The 17,754-nt window shown below is 65.8% G+C and carries 18 protein-coding genes and 1 riboswitch; of the genes, 9 read left to right on the forward strand and 9 right to left on the reverse strand.

What is annotated here, in order from left to right:
• Nucleotides 1-97: 97 nt before the first annotated feature.
• Genes ACQR2C_RS17315 through metX form a run of 3 tightly spaced genes read right to left on the reverse strand, consistent with a single transcriptional unit; the run spans nt 98 to nt 2,427 of the window.
• Nucleotides 98-433, reverse strand: coding sequence for a GIY-YIG nuclease family protein (locus tag ACQR2C_RS17315; RefSeq protein WP_434881692.1), 336 nt, complete (start codon nt 431-433; stop codon nt 98-100).
• Nucleotides 434-492: 59 nt separating this feature from the next.
• Nucleotides 493-1,155, reverse strand: coding sequence for a methionine biosynthesis protein MetW (gene metW, locus ACQR2C_RS17320; RefSeq protein ID WP_316183684.1), 663 nt, complete (start codon nt 1,153-1,155; stop codon nt 493-495).
• A gap of 3 nt (nt 1,156-1,158) precedes the next feature.
• Nucleotides 1,159-2,427: a homoserine O-acetyltransferase MetX gene (gene metX / locus ACQR2C_RS17325; protein ID WP_434881693.1), complete on the reverse strand. Its 1,269-nt coding sequence runs from the start codon at nt 2,425-2,427 to the stop codon at nt 1,159-1,161.
• Nucleotides 2,428-2,509: 82 nt separating this feature from the next.
• Nucleotides 2,510-2,589, reverse strand: a riboswitch (SAM riboswitch).
• A gap of 195 nt (nt 2,590-2,784) precedes the next feature.
• Between metX and ACQR2C_RS17330 the strand changes: the two genes are divergently transcribed.
• The 3 genes from ACQR2C_RS17330 to ACQR2C_RS17340 are packed head-to-tail and all read left to right on the forward strand — an operon-like array spanning nt 2,785 to nt 5,685.
• The gene (locus ACQR2C_RS17330) at nt 2,785-3,618 is read left to right on the forward strand and encodes a chorismate mutase (RefSeq protein ID WP_434837980.1); all 834 of its coding nucleotides are present in this window, start codon (nt 2,785-2,787) and stop codon (nt 3,616-3,618) included.
• A gap of 37 nt (nt 3,619-3,655) precedes the next feature.
• Nucleotides 3,656-4,753 carry a histidinol-phosphate transaminase gene (gene hisC, locus ACQR2C_RS17335; RefSeq protein ID WP_434881694.1) on the forward strand — a complete coding sequence of 366 codons (1,098 nt, stop codon included), beginning with the start codon at nt 3,656-3,658 and terminating at the stop codon, nt 4,751-4,753.
• Complete coding sequence (locus ACQR2C_RS17340) at nt 4,750-5,685, forward strand: prephenate/arogenate dehydrogenase family protein (RefSeq protein WP_316183686.1); 936 nt, start codon at nt 4,750-4,752, stop codon at nt 5,683-5,685. Before hisC ends, ACQR2C_RS17340 begins: the two co-directional genes overlap by 4 nt.
• A 2-nt stretch (nt 5,686-5,687) precedes the next feature.
• Here ACQR2C_RS17340 and ACQR2C_RS17345 read toward each other — a convergent pair whose 3' ends face one another.
• Nucleotides 5,688-6,872, reverse strand: a complete 1,185-nt coding sequence (locus ACQR2C_RS17345) for a DUF2125 domain-containing protein (protein ID WP_434881695.1) — start codon at nt 6,870-6,872, stop codon at nt 5,688-5,690.
• 99 nt (nt 6,873-6,971) lie between these two features.
• Here ACQR2C_RS17345 and ACQR2C_RS17350 point away from each other — a divergent pair, with 99 nt between their 5' ends.
• A complete protein-coding gene (locus ACQR2C_RS17350) occupies nt 6,972-7,568 on the forward strand; it encodes a gamma-glutamylcyclotransferase (RefSeq protein ID WP_434881696.1) in 597 nt (198 codons plus the stop codon).
• 3 nt (nt 7,569-7,571) lie between these two features.
• On the opposite strand, the gene ACQR2C_RS17355 is transcribed toward ACQR2C_RS17350, so the two are convergent.
• The 4 genes from ACQR2C_RS17355 to ftsE form a co-directional block, all read right to left on the reverse strand.
• A complete protein-coding gene (locus tag ACQR2C_RS17355) occupies nt 7,572-8,339 on the reverse strand; it encodes a lysophospholipid acyltransferase family protein (RefSeq protein ID WP_434881697.1) in 768 nt (255 codons plus the stop codon).
• Between the two features lie 12 nt (nt 8,340-8,351).
• Entirely contained in the window at nt 8,352-9,065 is a 714-nt protein-coding gene (locus tag ACQR2C_RS17360) for a YdcF family protein (RefSeq protein ID WP_434873097.1), read from the reverse strand.
• 255 nt (nt 9,066-9,320) lie between these two features.
• Complete coding sequence (locus tag ACQR2C_RS17365) at nt 9,321-10,289, reverse strand: cell division protein FtsX (protein ID WP_315805714.1); 969 nt, start codon at nt 10,287-10,289, stop codon at nt 9,321-9,323.
• Complete coding sequence (gene ftsE / locus ACQR2C_RS17370) at nt 10,282-10,941, reverse strand: cell division ATP-binding protein FtsE (RefSeq protein WP_315805713.1); 660 nt, start codon at nt 10,939-10,941, stop codon at nt 10,282-10,284. The genes ACQR2C_RS17365 and ftsE overlap by 8 nt, the downstream gene beginning before the upstream one ends.
• A 214-nt stretch (nt 10,942-11,155) precedes the next feature.
• Here ftsE and ACQR2C_RS17375 point away from each other — a divergent pair, with 214 nt between their 5' ends.
• On the forward strand, nt 11,156-12,010 hold the full coding sequence (locus ACQR2C_RS17375) for an MJ0042-type zinc finger domain-containing protein (RefSeq protein ID WP_434881797.1): 855 nt from the start codon (nt 11,156-11,158) through the stop codon (nt 12,008-12,010).
• A gap of 54 nt (nt 12,011-12,064) precedes the next feature.
• Nucleotides 12,065-12,445, forward strand: a complete 381-nt coding sequence (locus ACQR2C_RS17380) for a response regulator (RefSeq protein WP_315805711.1) — start codon at nt 12,065-12,067, stop codon at nt 12,443-12,445.
• 832 nt (nt 12,446-13,277) lie between these two features.
• On the opposite strand, the gene ACQR2C_RS17385 is transcribed toward ACQR2C_RS17380, so the two are convergent.
• Nucleotides 13,278-14,147, reverse strand: coding sequence for a LysR family transcriptional regulator (locus ACQR2C_RS17385; protein WP_434881698.1), 870 nt, complete (start codon nt 14,145-14,147; stop codon nt 13,278-13,280).
• Between the two features lie 456 nt (nt 14,148-14,603).
• Between ACQR2C_RS17385 and ACQR2C_RS17390 the strand changes: the two genes are divergently transcribed.
• The 3 genes from ACQR2C_RS17390 to ACQR2C_RS17400 are packed head-to-tail and all read left to right on the forward strand — an operon-like array spanning nt 14,604 to nt 17,697.
• A complete protein-coding gene (locus ACQR2C_RS17390; protein ID WP_434864167.1) occupies nt 14,604-15,680 on the forward strand; it encodes an LLM class flavin-dependent oxidoreductase in 1,077 nt (358 codons plus the stop codon).
• Nucleotides 15,677-16,189, forward strand: coding sequence for a flavin reductase family protein (locus ACQR2C_RS17395; protein WP_434848140.1), 513 nt, complete (start codon nt 15,677-15,679; stop codon nt 16,187-16,189). The genes ACQR2C_RS17390 and ACQR2C_RS17395 overlap by 4 nt, the downstream gene beginning before the upstream one ends.
• Before the next feature lie 17 nt (nt 16,190-16,206).
• Complete coding sequence (locus ACQR2C_RS17400; protein ID WP_434881699.1) at nt 16,207-17,697, forward strand: sodium:solute symporter family transporter; 1,491 nt, start codon at nt 16,207-16,209, stop codon at nt 17,695-17,697.
• The last annotated feature ends 57 nt before the right edge of the window (nt 17,698-17,754 follow it).

Below are 17,754 nucleotides of genomic sequence, written 5' to 3' on the forward strand. Positions count from 1 at the left end.
CCAAAAACCCACAACAGTTGAGCCTCGCAATATGCGGAAGCTGAACCGGACAGCCGTGGGCTTGTCCCGGCCATCCACGTCGCTCCGCAAATACGATTTACATTGTGATCGTATCGAAGAGATCGTCCCAATCTGGATTAGTTGCAATGATCAGCCCGACCTTCCAGGCACGTGACCAATGCTTGATGTTGTGCTCGCGCTGGATCGCGCTCTGAATGTCGTCGAAGACTTCGAAGTAAACGAGCCGCTTCAAACCATATCGCGTAGTGAAGCCGTCGACGAGGCCAGATCGGTGCTGATACACCCGGCGCACGAGATCACTGGTCACACCGACGTACAGCGTGCCATTCGGACGATTGGTCATGAAATACACGTAGCCGCTCGCCATGTCGTCATACTGCAAGACGTGGATGGCCGGGACAAGCCCGGCCATGACGTAGGGAGAGAGCGAGGACCAAACTTCGGCAGCGCCGCGGGGCTGCGCTCGGTTCCCTACCGCCGCTCACCCCTGCTCAGCAGAAACACCCCCTGCTCGCCGAACATGTTCCAGAACCACCAGGGCATGGCGACGCGCAGGGGACGGCCGTAACTATCGAGGGCGACGGCGCGCTCCATCTTGACGCCGATCTCGTCGCAGAGCTGCACGAAGTCCTTGATGGTGCAGAAATGAATGTTCGGCGTGTCGTACCAGGTGAAGGGCAGATTGTCGGTGCGCGGCATGTGGCCACCGACCAGCAACTGCAGCCGCAGCCGCCAGAAGCCGAAATTCGGAAAGGTGACGATGGCGCGGCGGCCGATGCGCAGCAGGTTCTCCAGCACGACCTTGGGCTGCCGCGTCGCCTGCAGGGTCTGCGACAGAATCACGTAGTCGAACGCGTCGTCCGGATAATCGACGAGATCCGTATCGGCGTCGCCCTGCACGACCGCGAGCCCCTTGGCGACGCAATGGTTGACGCCCTCGCGGGACAGCTCGATGCCGCGGCCGTCGATGCCGCGGCTTTCCAGCAGTTGCAGCAGATCGCCATCGCCGCAGCCGATGTCGAGCACCTTGGAGCCGCGCTCGACCATGCCGGCGACCAGCAGATGATCAGGCCGATAGGCCAGCACCTCGCCGCCAGTGAAGCCGTTCAGCGGCAGCACACCCTGCATGCTCATGGCTCAGTCTCCCTTCGCATGGGCAAGCCCGCGCGCCTTGCCGGCGGAATCGAGAAACGCGCTGGCGATCTCGAAGAACTCGGGGACATCGAGCAGGAACGCGTCGTGGCCCCGGTCGGTCTCGATCTCGGCGAACGACACCCGCGCGCTGGAGGCGTTGAGCGCATGCACCAGCGCGCGCGACTCCGCAGTCGGAAACAGCCAGTCGCTGGTGAACGACACCACGCAAAAACGGGTCTTGATGCCGCGAAACGCCGCCGCCAGCACGCCGTCATGGTCGCCGGCGATGTCGAAATAATCCATCGCCCGCGTCAGATAGAGATAGGAGTTGGCGTCGAAGCGCTCGACGAAGGACGATCCCTGGTAGCGCAGGTAGCTCTCGACCTGGAAATCGGCGTCGAAGGAGAACGTCGGCAGCTCGCGGTCCTGCATGCGGCGGCCGAACTTGCGATGCAGCGCGGCGTCGGAGAGGTAGGTGATGTGCGCAGCCATGCGCGCCACAGCCAGGCCGCGATGCGGATGCGTGCCCTTGTCGGCGTAACGGCCGTGATCCCAGTCGGGATCGGCCATCACGGCCTGGCGGCCAAGCTCGTGGAAGGCGATGTTCTGCGCCGAGTGGCGCGTCGCGCAGGCGATCGCGAGATTGGCGAACACGCGCTGCGGATAGGCCACCGTCCATTGCAGCGCCTGCATGCCGCCCATCGAGCCGCCGACCACGGCGAACAGCGTGTCGATGCCGAGATGGTCGATCAGCATCGCCTGCGCGCGGACCATGTCGGGGATGGTGATGATCGGGAAATCGAGCCCCCACACCTTGCCGGTGGCGGGGTTCAGCGAGGCCGGCCCGGTCGAGCCCATGCAGCCGCCGATCACGTTGGAGCAGATGATGAAATAGCGGCCGGGATCGAGCGGGCGGCCGGGGCCGACCAGCGTCTCCCACCAGCCGGGCTTGCCGGTGACGGGATGGCGGTTGGCGACGTGCTGGTCGCCGGTCAGCGCGTGGCAGACCAGCACCGCGTTCGACCGGTCGGCATTGAGCTCGCCGTAGGTCTGGTAGGCGATCTGGAACGGCGACAGGTCGACGCCGCAATCGAGCCTGAGCGGCTTGTCGGCGCCGAACTGCGCCACCGGCGAGCTCGGATGATCGACCTCGTGCGAGCGCTCGTCGGGCGCGACCGTGCGCAACGCGGATGTAGGCGTCGCGGATTTGGACGTCGCAGATTTGGACGTCGCAGATTTGGACTTCGGCGTCAGACCTGTCATGTCTCTCACCCCAGCCATCCGGCCAGGGCTCCCGAACCACGTGACACATCAGGCCATGAAAAACCCGGCCTGAACTGGGGTTCGGCCGGGATCGATAACGTCCCCGGCCTGTTTAGCGAGTTTTTTAACGTGGCTGCAAGCCGGCCGGCTCAAATGACCACGGAACGGGCAGAAACTAGTCCCGCGGGCGCTATTCGTCAAGGCAAGCTGGGGTTGACCGTTGGTCGGGCGCTCTGCCGCAGGTCAGCCAAGCCTGGATGGCGCAAGGTAAACTTGCTGTTGCGCAGGTCCGCGGCATCGGAGAGAACGGCATCCGTTCCTTTGGCCGCAGGTTTTCCCGTGGCCTCGCGAAGAGTGACACGGACCATGTCGAACCCGCCGCCCGCCCCGCCCTCGCTCGCCGATCTGCGCAAGGAGATCGATGCCATCGATGAGCAGGTCCATCAGTTGCTGATGAACAGGGCCGACATCATCGACCGGCTGATCAAGGTCAAGAAGACCCAGGAGGTCGGCTCGGCGTTCAGGCCCGCGCGCGAGGCCGACATGATGCGCCGCCTGGTGCAGCGCCATCGCGGCATCCTGCCGCTCGACACCGTCGAGGGGATCTGGCGCGTCATCGTCTCGACCTTCACCTATGTGCAGGCGCCGTTCTCGGTGCATGCCGACGTGTCGGTCGGCGAATCCGCGATGCGCGATTCCGCCAGGTTCCATTTCGGATTCGTGGTGCCCTACGTGCCGCATTTCAGCGCGCAAGCCGCGGTCGAGGCCGTGGCGCGCTCGAAAGGCGATCTCGCGCTGGTGTCGACGACCTCCGGCCATACGCCGTGGTGGATCACGCTCGAGCCCGTGGGCGCGCCAAAGATCATCGCGCGGATGCCGTTCATCGAGCGCGCCGACCATCCCGCCGCGCTGCCGGTGTTCGCGGTGTCGCGCGTCGCCGACGATGCGCTGGTGCTCGAGGTCGAGACCTGGAGCATCCGCGTCTCCGGCTGGAATGCGCAGGTGTCGCGGGCGCTGTCGCCGCTCGCCGACGTCATCGCGGTGCCCGATACCGCCTTCGACGGCGCCGCACTGCTGGTATCGATCGAGTCGCCGTCGAACCTCGACAAGATCAAGGCTGCCCTGATCGCGGCGGGCGCCTCGGTACGCTCCGCCGCCCTCGTCGGCGGCCATGCGAAACGCTATACGGTTCCGAGCTGAGACGCCCCGCGCCAGTGATAATTTTCCGGAGTTGATGATGAACCGCCCCGTGCTGAACCCCGGCATCCTCGATATCGCGCCCTATACGCCGGGCAAGAGTCCCCAGCCGGAGCCGGGCCGCAAGGTTTTCAAACTGTCGGCCAATGAGACCCCGTTCGGCCCCTCGCCGAGGGCGATCGAGGCATTCAAGAGTGCGGCCACTCACCTGGAAGATTATCCGGAAGGGACTTCACGGGTGCTGCGCCAGGCGATCGGCCGCACCTACGGCCTCGATCCCGACCGCATCGTCTGCGGCGCCGGCTCCGACGAGATCCTCAATCTGCTGGCACACACCTTTCTCGGCCAAGGCGACGAGGCGATCTCGACCGCGCACGGCTTCCTGGTCTATCCGATTGCGACCATGGCCTGCGGCGCCAGGAACGTGGTTGCCGCGGAGACGGAGTATCGCACCGACGTCGACGCCATCCTTGCCGCGGTGACGCCGCGCACCAAGCTGGTCTGGCTCGCCAACCCGAACAACCCGACCGGCACCTACATCCCGTTCGACGAGGTCAAGCGGCTGCGCGCCGGCCTGCCGTCGCAGGTCGTGCTGGTGCTCGACGCCGCCTATGCCGATTACGTCTCGCGCAACGACTATGAGTTCGGGCTCGAGCTGGTCGCCACGACCGAGAACACCGTGGTCACCCATACGTTCTCGAAGATCCACGGGCTCGCGGCGCTCCGCGTCGGCTGGATGTTCGGCCCGGCGCATATCGTCGATGCGATCAACCGCATCCGCGGGCCGTTCAACGTTTCCTCGCCGGCGATGCTCGCGGCGGTCGCCGCGATCGAGGACACCGCGCATCAGCAGATGTCGAAGACGCACACGGAAACGTGGCGCAACTGGCTGACCGAGGAGATCGGCAAGCTTGGGCTGAAGGTGACGCCGAGTGTCACCAATTTCATCCTGATCCACTTCCCGACCGACAAGGGCAAGACCGCGGTCGAGGCCGACGAATTCCTGACCCGGCGCGGCCTCGTGCTGCGCGCGCTCGCCAACTACAAGCTGCCGAACGCGTTGCGCATGACGATCGGCACCGAGGAGGCCAATCGTCTAGTCGTGGAGGCTCTCAGCGAATTCATGAGGGCGACATGAGCGTCGCGGGGCGATTCGAACGCGTCGCGCTGATCGGCTTCGGCCTGATCGGCGGCTCGATCGCGCGCGCGGCGCGGCTGCAGGGCGTGGCCGGCGAGATCGTCACCACGGCGCGCTCGGAGAAGACGCGCGCGCGTGTCGCCGAGCTTGGCGTCGTCGACCGCGTCGTCGCGAGCAATGAAGAGGCGGTCAAGGACGCCGATCTCGTCATCCTCTGCATTCCCGTCGGCGCCTGCGGTCCGGTTGCGGCCGAGATCGCGCCGCATCTGAAGCCGGGCGCCGTCGTCTCCGACGTTGGCTCGGTGAAAGGCGCGATCGTGCGCGACATGGCGCCGCATCTTCCGGCGAACGTCCACTTCGTGCCGGCCCATCCGGTGGCCGGCACCGAGAATTCCGGGCCGGATTCCGGCTTCGCCGAGCTGTTCATCAACCGCTGGTGCATCCTGACGCCGCCCGACGGCGTCGATGCCGGCGCGATCGATCGTCTGCGTGCGTTCTGGACGGCGCTCGGCGCCAAGGTCGAGATCATGACGCCGGACCATCACGACCGCGTGCTCGCGATCACCAGCCACCTGCCGCATCTGATCGCCTACACCATCGTCGGCACCGCCGACGAGCTGGCGCAGGTGACCGAGTCCGAAGTGATCAAATTCTCCGCCGGCGGCTTCCGCGACTTCACCCGCATCGCCGCCTCCGATCCGACGATGTGGCGCGACATCTTCCTGAGCAACAAGGATGCCGTGCTCGACATGCTCGGCACCTTCACCGAGGACCTGTCGAAGCTGACGCGGGCGATCCGGCGCGGCGACGGCGAGGCGCTGTTCGATCACTTCACCCGCACGCGCGCGATCCGCCGCGGCATCGTCGATATCGGCCAGGATTCGGCGGCGCCGGATTTCGGCCGGCCGCTGCCGCAGTTGAAGAAGAGCTGAGGTCAGAACAGCGGCGGGACACGGGCGACCTTGAACGGACCGAGCACGACGACGCCGTCGGAGAACCGCAGCGGGAAGGTCCGCGCCTTGCGGCCTTCGAGGGTGGCCTCCTTGCCGAGCGCATTGATGCCGAGTGCGACGCCGACATTGGCGTTCTGCTTGACGATCTTGCCGAGGCCAGGAATGGCGCGGTCGAGCGCACCGAGCAGGTTGTTGACGTCCTGCGACTTCACACCGGGCGCCACGCGGTCGAGCGTTCCCTGCGGCACGCCGTTCTCGAGCATCTTGTCGAGGCCGAGCGCCGGGATGACCTTTTCGATCCCGGCGACCGTCATCTGCACCTCGCCATCGATGTTGCCGTTGGCGGTCAGGCTGAGCGTGCCCGAGGCAACGGCGAGCAACTCGCCCTGCTGGATGCGCGATTGGACGATCTCGACATGACCGCCGGCGGCCTGGATCTCGCGAAACCGCTCCGGCCAGGGTTTGGGCCGGAAGTCCTTGAGCCCGGTGACGCGGGCCTGGATGTCGGCATTGAACGGTTCGGCCAGCAGCGGATGACCGCCCTGGATGCTGCCGTTTTCGATCTGCAGCGCAGTCTCCAGCACCGGATGATCGGACGGCGTGCCGTCGGCGAGACGGCCGTGCAATTCGGCATGATCGGCGCGCGCTGCGGGCACGGCGGTGTTGCCCTCGATGCGGTCGATGGTCGGTTGTTCGAACACGAGGTCGGCGCGCTGCGGCGGCCCCGGGAGGCCGCGGACGCTGGCCTCGCCGACGCGCCAGTTCACGGAGAACGACGCCGGTCCACGACCATCGGCAATCGTCGCGGGTCCCTTGAACTCCGCGATGATCCGCTTCGGGTCCCAAACCTGGGCGACGACGAGGATCTCGTCGAGCTTCGCATTCATCAAGGGCGTACCGGCCGCCTGCGAAAACAGCGCCACGCTTGGATCCGTGCAGCGGACCTCGAGCCGGAACGGGAAGCCCGCGACCGAGCGCTTCGCGCAGTCATAGACGCGTCCCGATTTTGCTTCGCGCGCACGCCAGGCGTCGGCCTGGACATCCACTTGCGAAGCGGCGAAGAACCAGAATGCGCTCCACGCAACAGCGGCGATCAGGAGCAGGACGGGAGCGATGAAAAGCCCCCAGCGAGAGCGCCTGCGCGGCGGTTGCGGCGAACGAGACATGCAGGACACCCTTTGGGCAGCAATTTTGGCAATTCGGCGATCACGGATTGTGTATCTAAATTAACAATTCGCGAGCACCGTACTTAGGCTTCCGCATTGATGTCCGCAATGACCCTCTCCGAACCCGACCTTCCCCACGGCGACCTCTGGGTCTTTGGCTACGGCTCGCTGATGTGGCGGCCCGGATTCGCCTTTCTCGAGCAGGTGCCGGCTCGGCTGATCGGCGAGCATCGCGCGCTGTGCGTCTACTCGTTCGTCCACCGCGGAACGCCGGAGAAGCCGGGCCTCGTCCTCGGTCTCGATCGCGGCGGCGCGTGTCGCGGCATTGCGTTTCGGGTCGCAGCAGACAAGCGCGACGAGACCATCGCCTACTTGCGGGAACGTGAGCAGGTGACCTCGGTCTATCGCGAAGTGACGCGCTCGGTGTGGCTCGAGAACGAGGCGCGCGAGCGGGTGAGCGCGCTGGTCTATGTGGTCGATCGCGGCCATGTGCAATATGCCGGCCGGCTGTCGCCGCAGGAGCAGTTGCGCCATGTGCGCCAGGGTCACGGCCAGTCCGGCGCCAATCGCGACTACGTGATCTCGACCGTGAAGGCGATCGAGGCGCAGGGCTTTCGCGATACGCAGTTGCATCGGCTGGCGACGATGCTGCACGATGACGGCCACTCGCTGCATCCTGCGCCAGGCAAGACATAGCCCTCAAGCCTTCACCGGCGCCCGCACCCCGCCAAACAACTGCGCCTGTTCCGCTTGCCCCGCGGCGACGAGCCGGCCGGTCGCCTCTTCGATGACACCCTGAATCCGCGCCATGAACTCATCGCGCGGCAGGCCAGGCGGCAGCGGATCGAGAAACTCCACAACGAGCGTGCCCGGATAGCGCAGAAATGTGCGGCGTGGCCAAAACAAACCCGAATTCAGGGCCACCGGCAGGCAGGGTACGCCGCAATCCGTGTAGATCAAACCGACGCCGCCCTTGTAGTCCGGCGGTGCGCCCGCCGGGCGCCGGGTGCCTTCCGGGAAGATCACGAACTGACGGCCATGCTTCACCTCCTCCGCCGCCCGCCGCATCACCTGCTTCAACGCGCGGGCGCCGGCGCTGCGGTCGATCGCGATCATGTCCGCCTTGACGAGATACTGTCCGAACAAGGGAATCCGCAGCAGCTCGCGCTTGAGAACGAAGAACGGCGCATCGAAGAAATGCAGCAGCGAGATCGTCTCCCACATCGACTGATGCTTGGCGGCGACGATCAGCGGCCCCTTCGGGATCTTCTCGACGCCGCGATATTCGACGCGGATGTTGCAGACGACGCGCATCAACACGATGTTGCTCTGCGCCCACCAGTTGGCGACGCGCAGCAGCGCCTTGCGGGGCATCGCCAGGGTCGGCAACGCGATCAGCGCCCAGAGCACGAAGTTCGGGTAGAACAGGATGTTGAACAACAGCGAACGCAGGAAGATCGAGACCATCAGAAACCCAGTTCAATTCGCTTGCGCCGTCGTCGGTCGGCGCGACACCGAGCCGGTTGGCGGATCGACCTCGGGCGCGAGATCGAGGCCGAGATCGGCCAGCCGCAGCCGCATCTCGGCGGCGACATATTTGGCATATTCGGACAGCAGAAGTCGCACCGTCGGCGCGCTGGTCCACCACGGCTCGTCGCGCCATTTCTCGCCGACGACGGCATAGGGAATGAGATCCATGCCCGGCATCGCATGCGACAGTTCAACGATGGCCCGCGGCATGTGATAGTTCGACGTCACCACGATCAGCGACTTGAAGCCGCGCTCGCTGGCCCATCGCCGCGTCTGCGCGGCGTTGCTGCGGGTGTTGATCGCGGAATAATCCAGATCGACGCAGCAGTTGATGAACGATCGCGCCTCGGGCAGCGACCGGGTGATGTCGCTCGCCTCGTTGGTCGGGTGCACGCCGGAGATCAGCAGCCGCCGGCCATAGCCTCCCGCCAGGAGTTCCACCGCGTCCGATACGCGTGACGAGCCGCCGGTCAGGACCACGATTCCGTCCGCCTTGCGCTCGGGCTGGATCTCGGCGCCCCGCAATTGCGAAAGGAAGCCGACGAAACCGACCGCCGCGACGAAAAAACCGACCCCGAGCGTCGCCACGGCGCCCGCGACCGTCCGCCACACCGCCACGGTGAGCGGCAGCTTTCGCCTGCTATGGTCGGTCTCCGGCTCCATGCAACGCCTGGCTTGTCCTTGCCTGCCTGCGCGCGGCGCCATGCCGTCGCGCGATCCCGTCGTTCAAGTCCGGGAACGCAGGCAGGTTTCGCCGGCCTCCCGATCACGTTCGCTCGCCGCCGATCCTGGCGCGCGACCTCCGCCGTGTTCGTGACCCAGCTCACCCCGTCCTGCCTCACCCCGGCGCAGACGATTTTAGGCGGTTTTCGGGCCAAGTGAAATCCGCAACGAGACGGCTGGGGATAGAAGCCGCCATCAGTCGATGCTCGCCAGCGTCGTGAACAGGGTCCGGCGTGCGGCCCAGCCGGTCACCGCGGCGATCACCACGGCCTGCAGCGCGATCGCGACATAGCCGAGCGGGCGCAGCGAGAACGTCCCCAGCAACGCCGCGAACTGATCGCCGACGGGGGTGCCGGAGAACCAGTTGGCGATCGACTCAGAGAATCCGAATCCGAGCATCGCAAGGCCGCCGCCGATCACGCCCCCCTCCAGTCCGAGCTGCAGGAAGTGCCGCAGGAAGTGATTGGCGATGTAGCGGTCGCCGGCGCCGACGAAGTGCAGCACCTCGACGATCGGCCGGTTCGCGGCCATCGCGCCGCGGGTCGCGAACGACACCGAGATGATGGTGGCCGCGATCACCAGCACGAGAATGCCGAAGCCTGCAAACAGGGTCGCGCCGGTCATCGAGCGCATCCGCTCGATCCAGGCGCGATGGTCGTCCACGCTGGCGGTCGGCGCAACCTGGGTCACGCGGGTGCGCAGGGCGTTGAGATCGAAGCTGGTGCCGGGCTGGACGCGCGCAATGATCACGCGCGGCACCGGAAGCTCGTCGAACGACAGGCCGCTGCCGAGCCACGGCTCCAGCAGCTTGCTGGATTCCTCCTTGGTAAAGGGCCGGACCTCGACGATGCCCGACTGCCCCCGCATCGCGTCCGTCACCAGGGCAATGTCACGCTCGATGTCGCGGCCGGTCTTGGGACGGACCTGGACCGTGATCTCGCTCGCCACCTCCGACTGCCACTCGGCCGCGGACTCGCTGACCAGCAGCACGCCACCGGTCGTGATCGAGGCCAGGAAGGTCATGATCGCGACCACGGCGACCAGCGCGCGGCCCGCGATCGAGGCGCGCGGCACGATCGGCGACACGATGCGGGCCTGCGCCGGCAGTTGCGGGCGGTCGTCGCCGAGATCGACCAGAAGGCCGCGATCGTCTACGCTACTCATAGATGTGCAATCGTCCCTGATGCAGCACCAGCCGGCGGGCCTCGTATTGGTCCATCAGCGTGATGTCATGGGTTGCGATGATCACCGCCGTGCCCGAGCGGTTCAGCTCGATGAATAGCCGCAGAAGGCGGCGACCCAGTGTCGGATCGACATTGCCGGTCGGCTCGTCCGCGAGCAGCAGCTGCGGCCGCGAGATCACGGCGCGCGCGATCGCCGCGCGCTGCTTCTCGCCGCCCGACAGGATCGGCGGCAGCGCATCCATGCGCTCGCCGAGGCCGACCCATTTCAGGAGGTCGATGACCTCCTTGCGGTAGCTCGACTCGTCGCGGCCCATGACCCGAAACGGCAGCGCCACGTTCTCGTAGGTCGTCATGTGGTCGAGCAGCCGGAAATCCTGCAGCACGATGCCGATGCGCTTGCGCAGATCGGCGATCTCCTCCTTGCTGAGCAGCGAGATGTCGTAGCCGAACAGATTGACCAGGCCGCGGGTCGGCCGCAGCGACAGGAACAGCAGCTTCAGCAGCGAGGTCTTGCCGGCGCCCGACGGGCCAGTGAGAAACTGGAAGGAATGGGCCGGAACCTGGAAACTGAGGTCGCGGAGGATCTCCGGCCCCAGTCCATAGCGCAGCCCAACATTTTCGAACCGAACCAAAGCGTCAGCTCCGTTCGACCGCGTGCGCGGCAGACCCGCACGCTCCAAGCTCAGCGGTACGATGGCCCGATTGAGCGCCCGTTATGGTTTCCGGTTCGTTAACGGTCGCCGTGTACCATTGGCGCGATTGAGTTCCGAAGTTCGTCGACATGGCGGTCCTTGTAGCACGAACTGTCGGAAACAAAGCGGCAATGGCCGTTGGAGAACCGGCGCGATGTTCATCGTTTGCCCTCATTGTACGACATCTTATGCCATCGACTTGGCAACCCTGGGTATGGCCGGCCGCAGCGTACGCTGTTCCCGTTGCAAGGAGGTCTGGCTGGCGCGACCGGAGGATGCGGTCGAGGCGCCCGCCCCCATGCCTGCCATGGCGGAGGCCGGCGCGGCCGCCGCGCCGCGTGACGCCGCCGACGAGTGGGAAGCCCTCGCCCGCCAGGAAGACGACGACGAACGGACACCCGATGTGGAAAGTCCGCCGCTGGCCGCCGGCTGGCCCGAGGACGCGCTCGCCGAGCCCGAGGACGACACCGAAGAGGCCGAGCAGCCGGTGCAGAGCGGGGCTTCGCGCCTCGCCGGTCTCCGCACGCTCATCAGGCGCCCGAAATTGCCGGATGTCCCAGGCAATAGGCTGTTGAACCTGCCGGTGCTGACGGCCGCCATGGCGGCGCTCACGATTGCGCTGGTGGTGTGGCGCGCCGACGTCGTCAGGCTGCTGCCACAGACGGCGTCGTTCTACAAGCTGGTCGGGCTCGAGGTGAACCTGCGCGGCCTGAGCTTCAAGGACGTGAAGGTCGCGACCGAAACCGTCGACGGCAAGCCGGTGCTGGTGATCGAGGGGACGATCGTCAGCCTGACGAAGAAGGCGGTCGACCTGCCGCGGCTGCGCTTCAGCGTCCGTGACGCGCAGGGCACCGAGATCTACGCCTGGAACACCCTGCTCGAGCAGACCGCGCTCAAGCCCGGTGAGCGCACGACGTTCAAGTCGCGGCTCGCCTCGCCCCCTCCCGAAGGCCGCAATATCGATATACGGTTCTTCAACCGGCGCGATCTCGCCGCCGGCAGTGCATGATGGTTCCGGTCTCGTGGGTCGCCCGCGGGGCCCACGACACGGAGACGAAACGACATGTCGCGCGTGCTGATCGCCGACGACGAAGATTCGATGCGGACCTTGGTCGCGCGCGCCATTGCCATGGATGGACATGAGATCGTGACGGCGCAGGACGGTGCCGAGGCGCTCGACATCCTGACGCGCGAGGCCGGCGCCTTCGACCTGTTGCTGACCGACATCCAGATGCCCATCATGGACGGCATCGCGCTGGCACTGTCGGCAGCACGCGATTTTCCCGACCTCACCATCCTGCTGATGACCGGCTTTGCCCATCAGCGCGAGCGGGCGTCGAATCTCAGCGCAATCGCTCACGACGTCATCACCAAGCCGTTCTCGGTCGCCGACATCCGCACCGCGGTGGCCGATGCGCTGGCGTCGAAGGCGGCGAAGGCGTAGGCGCCTGCGCGAAGCGTCGCCTGCCAGACGCCGGATGGCTCGCGCATTGGGATCTGCCCTTAGCTGCGATCCGTGGTCTTCCTGCATTCCTTCGCTGCCGTCCCTGCGAACGCAGGGCCCCATAACCACCGGCGGCTGTTGAAACACGACGCTGGTCCCCCATCGTGTGCAATGACATCGTCCTGTGGCTATGGGTCCCGGGTCAGCACCACGCCGTCGCTTCGCGCCGTCGTGGCTTGCCCGGGACGACAGTTACATTTTGGCGCACGCCTGCATTCCCGCGGCGTATCTCGCCCGAGCTCTGCCGGTCGTCGTCGCCCTCATCAGGTCGGAGGGCGCAGGGAATGCCGGGTGAAGGCCTCACCCATGGCCCGCCTGCGAAAAAAATGCAGGCGGCAGGTACCACAGGTTCAGCCGAACATCCGGCATTCCCTGCGCGACGGGCTTACGCTTACTTCGCGCTCTCCCCGGGGACCGGCTTGATTGCCCCCGTCATCAACGCAGCGCGTCAAGCGCTGGCGTCGACTTGACCTCGGCACCGGGAGGTCAGGACCACACGACTTCACGTCCGCAAGCTGCCGTTCGTCCGCGTAGCAAGCTACGCTGCGGCACCTCGCGGCCATCGCCTCCCCGCCTCGCGTGTCGTGACGATCGCGCGCAACGCCCCTCCGAGTGAGGCGGGATGCGTGGGAACATCGTCCTGATTTGCCCGACGACACAAGGCCGCAACGGTGCGGCAAACTGGCTCGACGGGCAGTTCACGCAGAGCTGTCATGAGCAGATTGCCCGTCGGGCAGTCATCGCCCCTCACCGCGCAGGCGCGCGGCCGGAGCTATTCCACGTGCGCACCGAACAGCGCCACGAACCTGTCGATGTCGTGCTCACGCAGGCCGAACAGCCAATAGCGCACGGGAATCTCCGGCGTTCCGATCCGCACGAGCCGCCCCGACGCCAGCCACGGCTGCGCGGCGCGATCCGACACGAAGCCGATATGGCGGCCGCCAAGCAGCGCCGAGATCACCGCCGTGCTCGACGACAGCTTGAGGACGGGATGCGCCACACGCTCGGGCTCGACCCGGTGAGAGACGAGCGCCGCGGTCAGCGTCTGCGTCAGCTCGCCGTGCTCCCACAACAAGGGCGCCTGCTCGGCCAGCGACTTCCAGCTCAGATCGGCCGGCACGTGCTGCGCCCGCTCGGGATGAGCGCATAGCACCAGTCGGTCGGCGAACACGGCGACCTGGCGGAACTGCGGGTGGCTCGGCATGGCGCTGGTCACCCCCGCATCCGCCGTTCCCCGCATCACATAAGCCGCTACCTCGTTGACGCTGCCACGGACGAGATCGACACCGAACGCGCCGGGACCATTGTCCCGCGCCAGAAGATGCGGCATCCAGAAGTCGTAGGCACTGGCGGTGCATGCCACCAGCGCGGACGGTGAGGCGGGACGCCGGCCTTCGACACGGCGCATCGTCAGCTCGATGTCACGCAGGATCCGCTCGGCCTCGTTCAACAGCACCTGTCCGGCCTCGGTCAGCATCAGCCGGCGCCCGGAGCGGTCGAACAGCGGGACGTCGAGCTTCTCCTCCAGCTTCTTGATCGAGACGCTGACCGCCGATTGCGTGAGGCCCAGCCGCTCGGCAGCATGGGTGAAGCTGCCAAAATGAGCGGCTTCGAGGAAGATCCTCATTTGCTCGAAGGTCATGGACTCTCCTGGGCCTCGGCGACGTCCGGCTCGCCGCCGAATGCGCTCCCACGGACAAATTCGAACCAGTTCCCGAGCCGGCCTGCCGTCAAACCAGTCACTCCCATCGCTTTCGATGAATTCGTTTCATCCTCGCAGGGACCAGCATCAAAAGCGGCGCCGCATCATTCATACACTTCAGTGCGCATGAACTGAATGAATAAGTAGTTCCGATCTGCTTTCGCCGCAGGCACTTCAGGACGTTTTATCGATCAATCACGCCGCTATTTTCAGCACCGACCGCATACGCCTGCACGCGACCCGGTTTGGCAAGACGCTTGCTAATTACTTCGCACGAAGGCTTTCGAGCGAGGACAGCGAGGATATGCCGCCTGCACCTTCTGCGACACCCACCGACGAGGCACCGATCCATGATCGTGCTCCGCGCGCCTCCTTCGCAGCATGCGGGGTCGCGTGATGGAGTTCGGCATCTGGCTTCCCGTCTATGGCGGCTGGCTGCGTTCGCTGGACGCACCGACCGGCCCTGACGTTGCCGCCTGTCTCGCGATCGCCCAGCAGGCCGAAGCGCTCGGGTTCGACTTCCTTTACGCCTCGGAGAACCTGCTCAACTGCATCCATGGCCCGAGCGAGAGCGTCGCCGACGCCTGGAGCATTCTGGCGGCGATCGCCGCCGTCACCAGCAAGGTCGGGCTTTGCGGCGCCATCAAGCCCGGCTTCCGCTCGCCGTTCCTCGTCGCCCGGATGCTCGACACGCTGTCGAAGATCGCGGAGCGCAGGCTCGGCATGAATATCGTCTGCGGCTGGTGGAAGGAGGAGTTCGACCTGTCCGGCGTCGACTGGCTGGATCATGACGGACGTTACGACCGCGCCGGCGAATTCCTGCGCACGCTCTATGGCCTGTTTCAGCCGCCTGCCGAAATTGCCGGGACGGGCGCTCCGCCTGGAGAGGCGCAGCCGGTCGAGCTCAAGCAGCCACCGACCTATGGCCTTGACCAGAACGCCCTGCCGGAGGTGTGGATCGCCGGCCACTCCGGCCGCGCCATGCAGATGGCGGCGGAATGGGGCCATTGCCTGTTCCTCAATGGCATGGGCGACGAGGAGCTGAAGCGGCGCATCGAGGCGGTACGTCAGGAGGCCAACAGCTGGGGCCGGACGATCCTGATCGCAGCGAATGCCTACGTCATCGCGACCGAGACGACCGAGCAGGCAAGGCAGCGTTGGAAGACGGTCGTAGGTCGCCGCAATTCACAGACGATCGACTTCTTCCGCAAGGTGATCGGCAGCTCCGGTGCCGCCGCCTGGGCCGCGCTCGGCGAGGAACAGATGGTCGATTCCAACGCCGGCTTCGAGCTCGGCCTGATCGGTTCCTTCGAGGACATCCGCAACCGCATCCCCCAGCTGCAGGCCTTGGGCCTCGATCGCATCGTCTGTCAGTTCGACGACCCGATGCGTGACGCCGGTCCGTTCATGAAGCAGGTGATCCGCCCGCTCAGGGACAATCGCACACTCGCTTTCGAAGGTCAGATGTCATGAGCGCGCTCGAAGCCACGATCACTTCCGCCGGCGACATACGACAGGGCTTCAAGGACGTGTTCAGCCAGCTCGCATCCGGCGTCTGCATCGTGACGTTCCGGCGCGGCGGACAGCTCCATGGCTTCACGGCCACCTCGGTCACGTCGGTCTCGTTGCAGCCGCCACGGGTGTTGTTCTGCGTCGCGCAGAACAGCCAGAGTTACGCCTGCCTCGGCGTCGGTATGAGCGTTGGGATTTCCGTCCTCAGCGCCGGCCAACGGGCATTGTCCGATCGCTTCGCGAGCAAGCTCGCACCCGGCTCCTATGATGACGTGGCGACGATCGAAGGCGCCGGCCAGGCGCCGCTGATCGCGGGCGCTCTCGGACAGCTGGGCACTGCCATCGTCGATCTGATCCCGTCCGGTGACCACGCCATCGTGCTCTGCGACGTGACCTCCGCCCATGCGGGCGGCGGCGCGCCGCTGCTCTACCACGCCCGCAACTATCACACGCTTCACCAAAGTTCCTGAACCCCGGAGAAATCGCAATGGACAAATCGATCTTTGCCGCGATGCCGAGCCTGACGCCGACCCTCGGGTATGCGTCGATGATCGGACTAGGCCTGTTCTCACTCGCCCTGTCCTATGCCGTGAAGAGCTTGCTCGTTCGAAACACTCACGACTTCATCATCGCCGACCGCCGAGTCGGCTTCGGTTTCGGCGTCGGTTCGGTGATCGCCGTCTGGACCTGGGCCATGGCGGTGATGATGAGCTCGGCGATGACGTATCAATGGGGCCTCTCCGGCCTGTTCTGGTTCGTGGTGCCCAACGGCTTCGCGGTCATGGCGATGATCCCGTTCGCCCGCATCCTGCGCAAGAACATGCCGGAGGGCTACACGATCTCCGAGTTCATCGAGTACCGGTTCGGCAGATCGAAGGCCGCGACCGCAATCGTCACCGTGACGATGATCTTCGGAATCATCCTGGAGATCCTGATCAATCTCAAGGGCACCTCCGTCGTCGTCTCGACGGTGTTCGGGATCGACTGGAAGGTGGCGACCGTCGTCGGCATCATCTGCGTGCTCGCCTATTCATACTTCGGAGGCTTGTGGACGAGCGTGATGACCGGAACGCTCAACACGCTGATGATCACCGTGCCGGCCGCGATTGTCGTGGCCGCGGTGTATGCCGCGATCCCGGGCGGATCGGAAGCTGTCTTCAACGCCGCCGGCGCGGCCGATGCCCGCAACCTGTCGGTGCTGCGTCCCGATGCCGCCGCGGGCTTCGGCATCACGCTCGCGTTCGGCCTCCTCGCGGCAACGGTCTCGGACCAGACATTCTGGCAGAAGGTCTGGGCCATCAAGAGCCGCGACGTCGGCCGCGTGTTCCTCTGGTCGGGCGCGCTGTTCTATCCGATCCCGATCTGCCTGGGCATGCTCGGCCTGGTCGGCATCGCCTATGGCCTCAAGCCGGCCGATTTCGGCGGCGACATCGTCGCGGTCGGCCCCTACATCGTCTCCCATATCGGCCTCGGTCTGACTCTGGTCCTGCTTTACGTGCTCGTCATCCTCGCCGCCTGCTACTCGACCATCGACGGCGCCAGTGCCGCGCTGTCCTCGGTCGTCGCCGTCGACATCGTCAAGCGCTACTTCCCGCAGACCTCCGAGAGCAGCCTGTTCGTGATCACCAAGCTTTCGGTCCTGCTCGGCGGCATCATCGCGACCCTCATCGTGCTCTCCGGCCTCGACTTCACGACATTGGTGCTGACGACCTATGCGCTGAAGACCTCGATCCTGCTGCCGCTGGTGCTGTCCATCCTGTGGCCGAAGACCAACATGATCGGCTTCGTCGGCGGCATCGCGCTGGCGATCGGCGTGGGCATGCCGATCTACGCCACGGCCGGCGAGCTGATCGGAACGCTGTCGATCGTCGCGATCAGCGGGCTGACCGTCGTCATCGCGGGTCTGATCGGCGGCGAGAACTTCGACCTCACCGGCCTGCGGCGTATCGGCGACGAGGTCTCTGCCCCGGCCGAATAGCTGCGCGAGGCGCGCCGGTCCTCGGCGCGCCCGTCCCTCTGACATCCCAAAGGAGCC

The organism is Bradyrhizobium sp. HKCCYLRH3061, assembly GCF_051168015.1.
Classification (GTDB): Bacteria; Pseudomonadota; Alphaproteobacteria; order Rhizobiales; family Xanthobacteraceae; genus Bradyrhizobium.

Excerpts from the sequence above, each read along its gene's own strand:
- ACQR2C_RS17315 (WP_434881692.1), bottom strand. The coding sequence starts at position 433 with ATGGCCGGGCTTGTCCCGGCCATCCACGTCTTGCAGTATGACGACATG.
- ACQR2C_RS17400 (WP_434881699.1), top strand. The coding sequence starts at position 16,207 with ATGGACAAATCGATCTTTGCCGCGATGCCGAGCCTGACGCCGACCCTC.
- ACQR2C_RS17330 (WP_434837980.1), top strand. The coding sequence starts at position 2,785 with ATGTCGAACCCGCCGCCCGCCCCGCCCTCGCTCGCCGATCTGCGCAAG.
- ACQR2C_RS17350 (WP_434881696.1), top strand. The coding sequence starts at position 6,972 with ATGTCCGCAATGACCCTCTCCGAACCCGACCTTCCCCACGGCGACCTC.
- ACQR2C_RS17380 (WP_315805711.1), top strand. The coding sequence starts at position 12,065 with ATGTCGCGCGTGCTGATCGCCGACGACGAAGATTCGATGCGGACCTTG.
- ACQR2C_RS17395 (WP_434848140.1), top strand. The coding sequence starts at position 15,677 with ATGAGCGCGCTCGAAGCCACGATCACTTCCGCCGGCGACATACGACAG.
- ACQR2C_RS17360 (WP_434873097.1), bottom strand. The coding sequence starts at position 9,065 with ATGGAGCCGGAGACCGACCATAGCAGGCGAAAGCTGCCGCTCACCGTG.
- ACQR2C_RS17375 (WP_434881797.1), top strand. The coding sequence starts at position 11,156 with ATGTTCATCGTTTGCCCTCATTGTACGACATCTTATGCCATCGACTTG.
- ACQR2C_RS17390 (WP_434864167.1), top strand. The coding sequence starts at position 14,604 with ATGGAGTTCGGCATCTGGCTTCCCGTCTATGGCGGCTGGCTGCGTTCG.
- metW (WP_316183684.1), bottom strand. The coding sequence starts at position 1,155 with ATGAGCATGCAGGGTGTGCTGCCGCTGAACGGCTTCACTGGCGGCGAG.
- ACQR2C_RS17355 (WP_434881697.1), bottom strand. The coding sequence starts at position 8,339 with ATGGTCTCGATCTTCCTGCGTTCGCTGTTGTTCAACATCCTGTTCTAC.
- ACQR2C_RS17340 (WP_316183686.1), top strand. The coding sequence starts at position 4,750 with ATGAGCGTCGCGGGGCGATTCGAACGCGTCGCGCTGATCGGCTTCGGC.
- ACQR2C_RS17365 (WP_315805714.1), bottom strand. The coding sequence starts at position 10,289 with ATGAGTAGCGTAGACGATCGCGGCCTTCTGGTCGATCTCGGCGACGAC.
- ACQR2C_RS17385 (WP_434881698.1), bottom strand. The coding sequence starts at position 14,147 with ATGACCTTCGAGCAAATGAGGATCTTCCTCGAAGCCGCTCATTTTGGC.
- ACQR2C_RS17345 (WP_434881695.1), bottom strand. The coding sequence starts at position 6,872 with ATGTCTCGTTCGCCGCAACCGCCGCGCAGGCGCTCTCGCTGGGGGCTT.
- hisC (WP_434881694.1), top strand. The coding sequence starts at position 3,656 with ATGAACCGCCCCGTGCTGAACCCCGGCATCCTCGATATCGCGCCCTAT.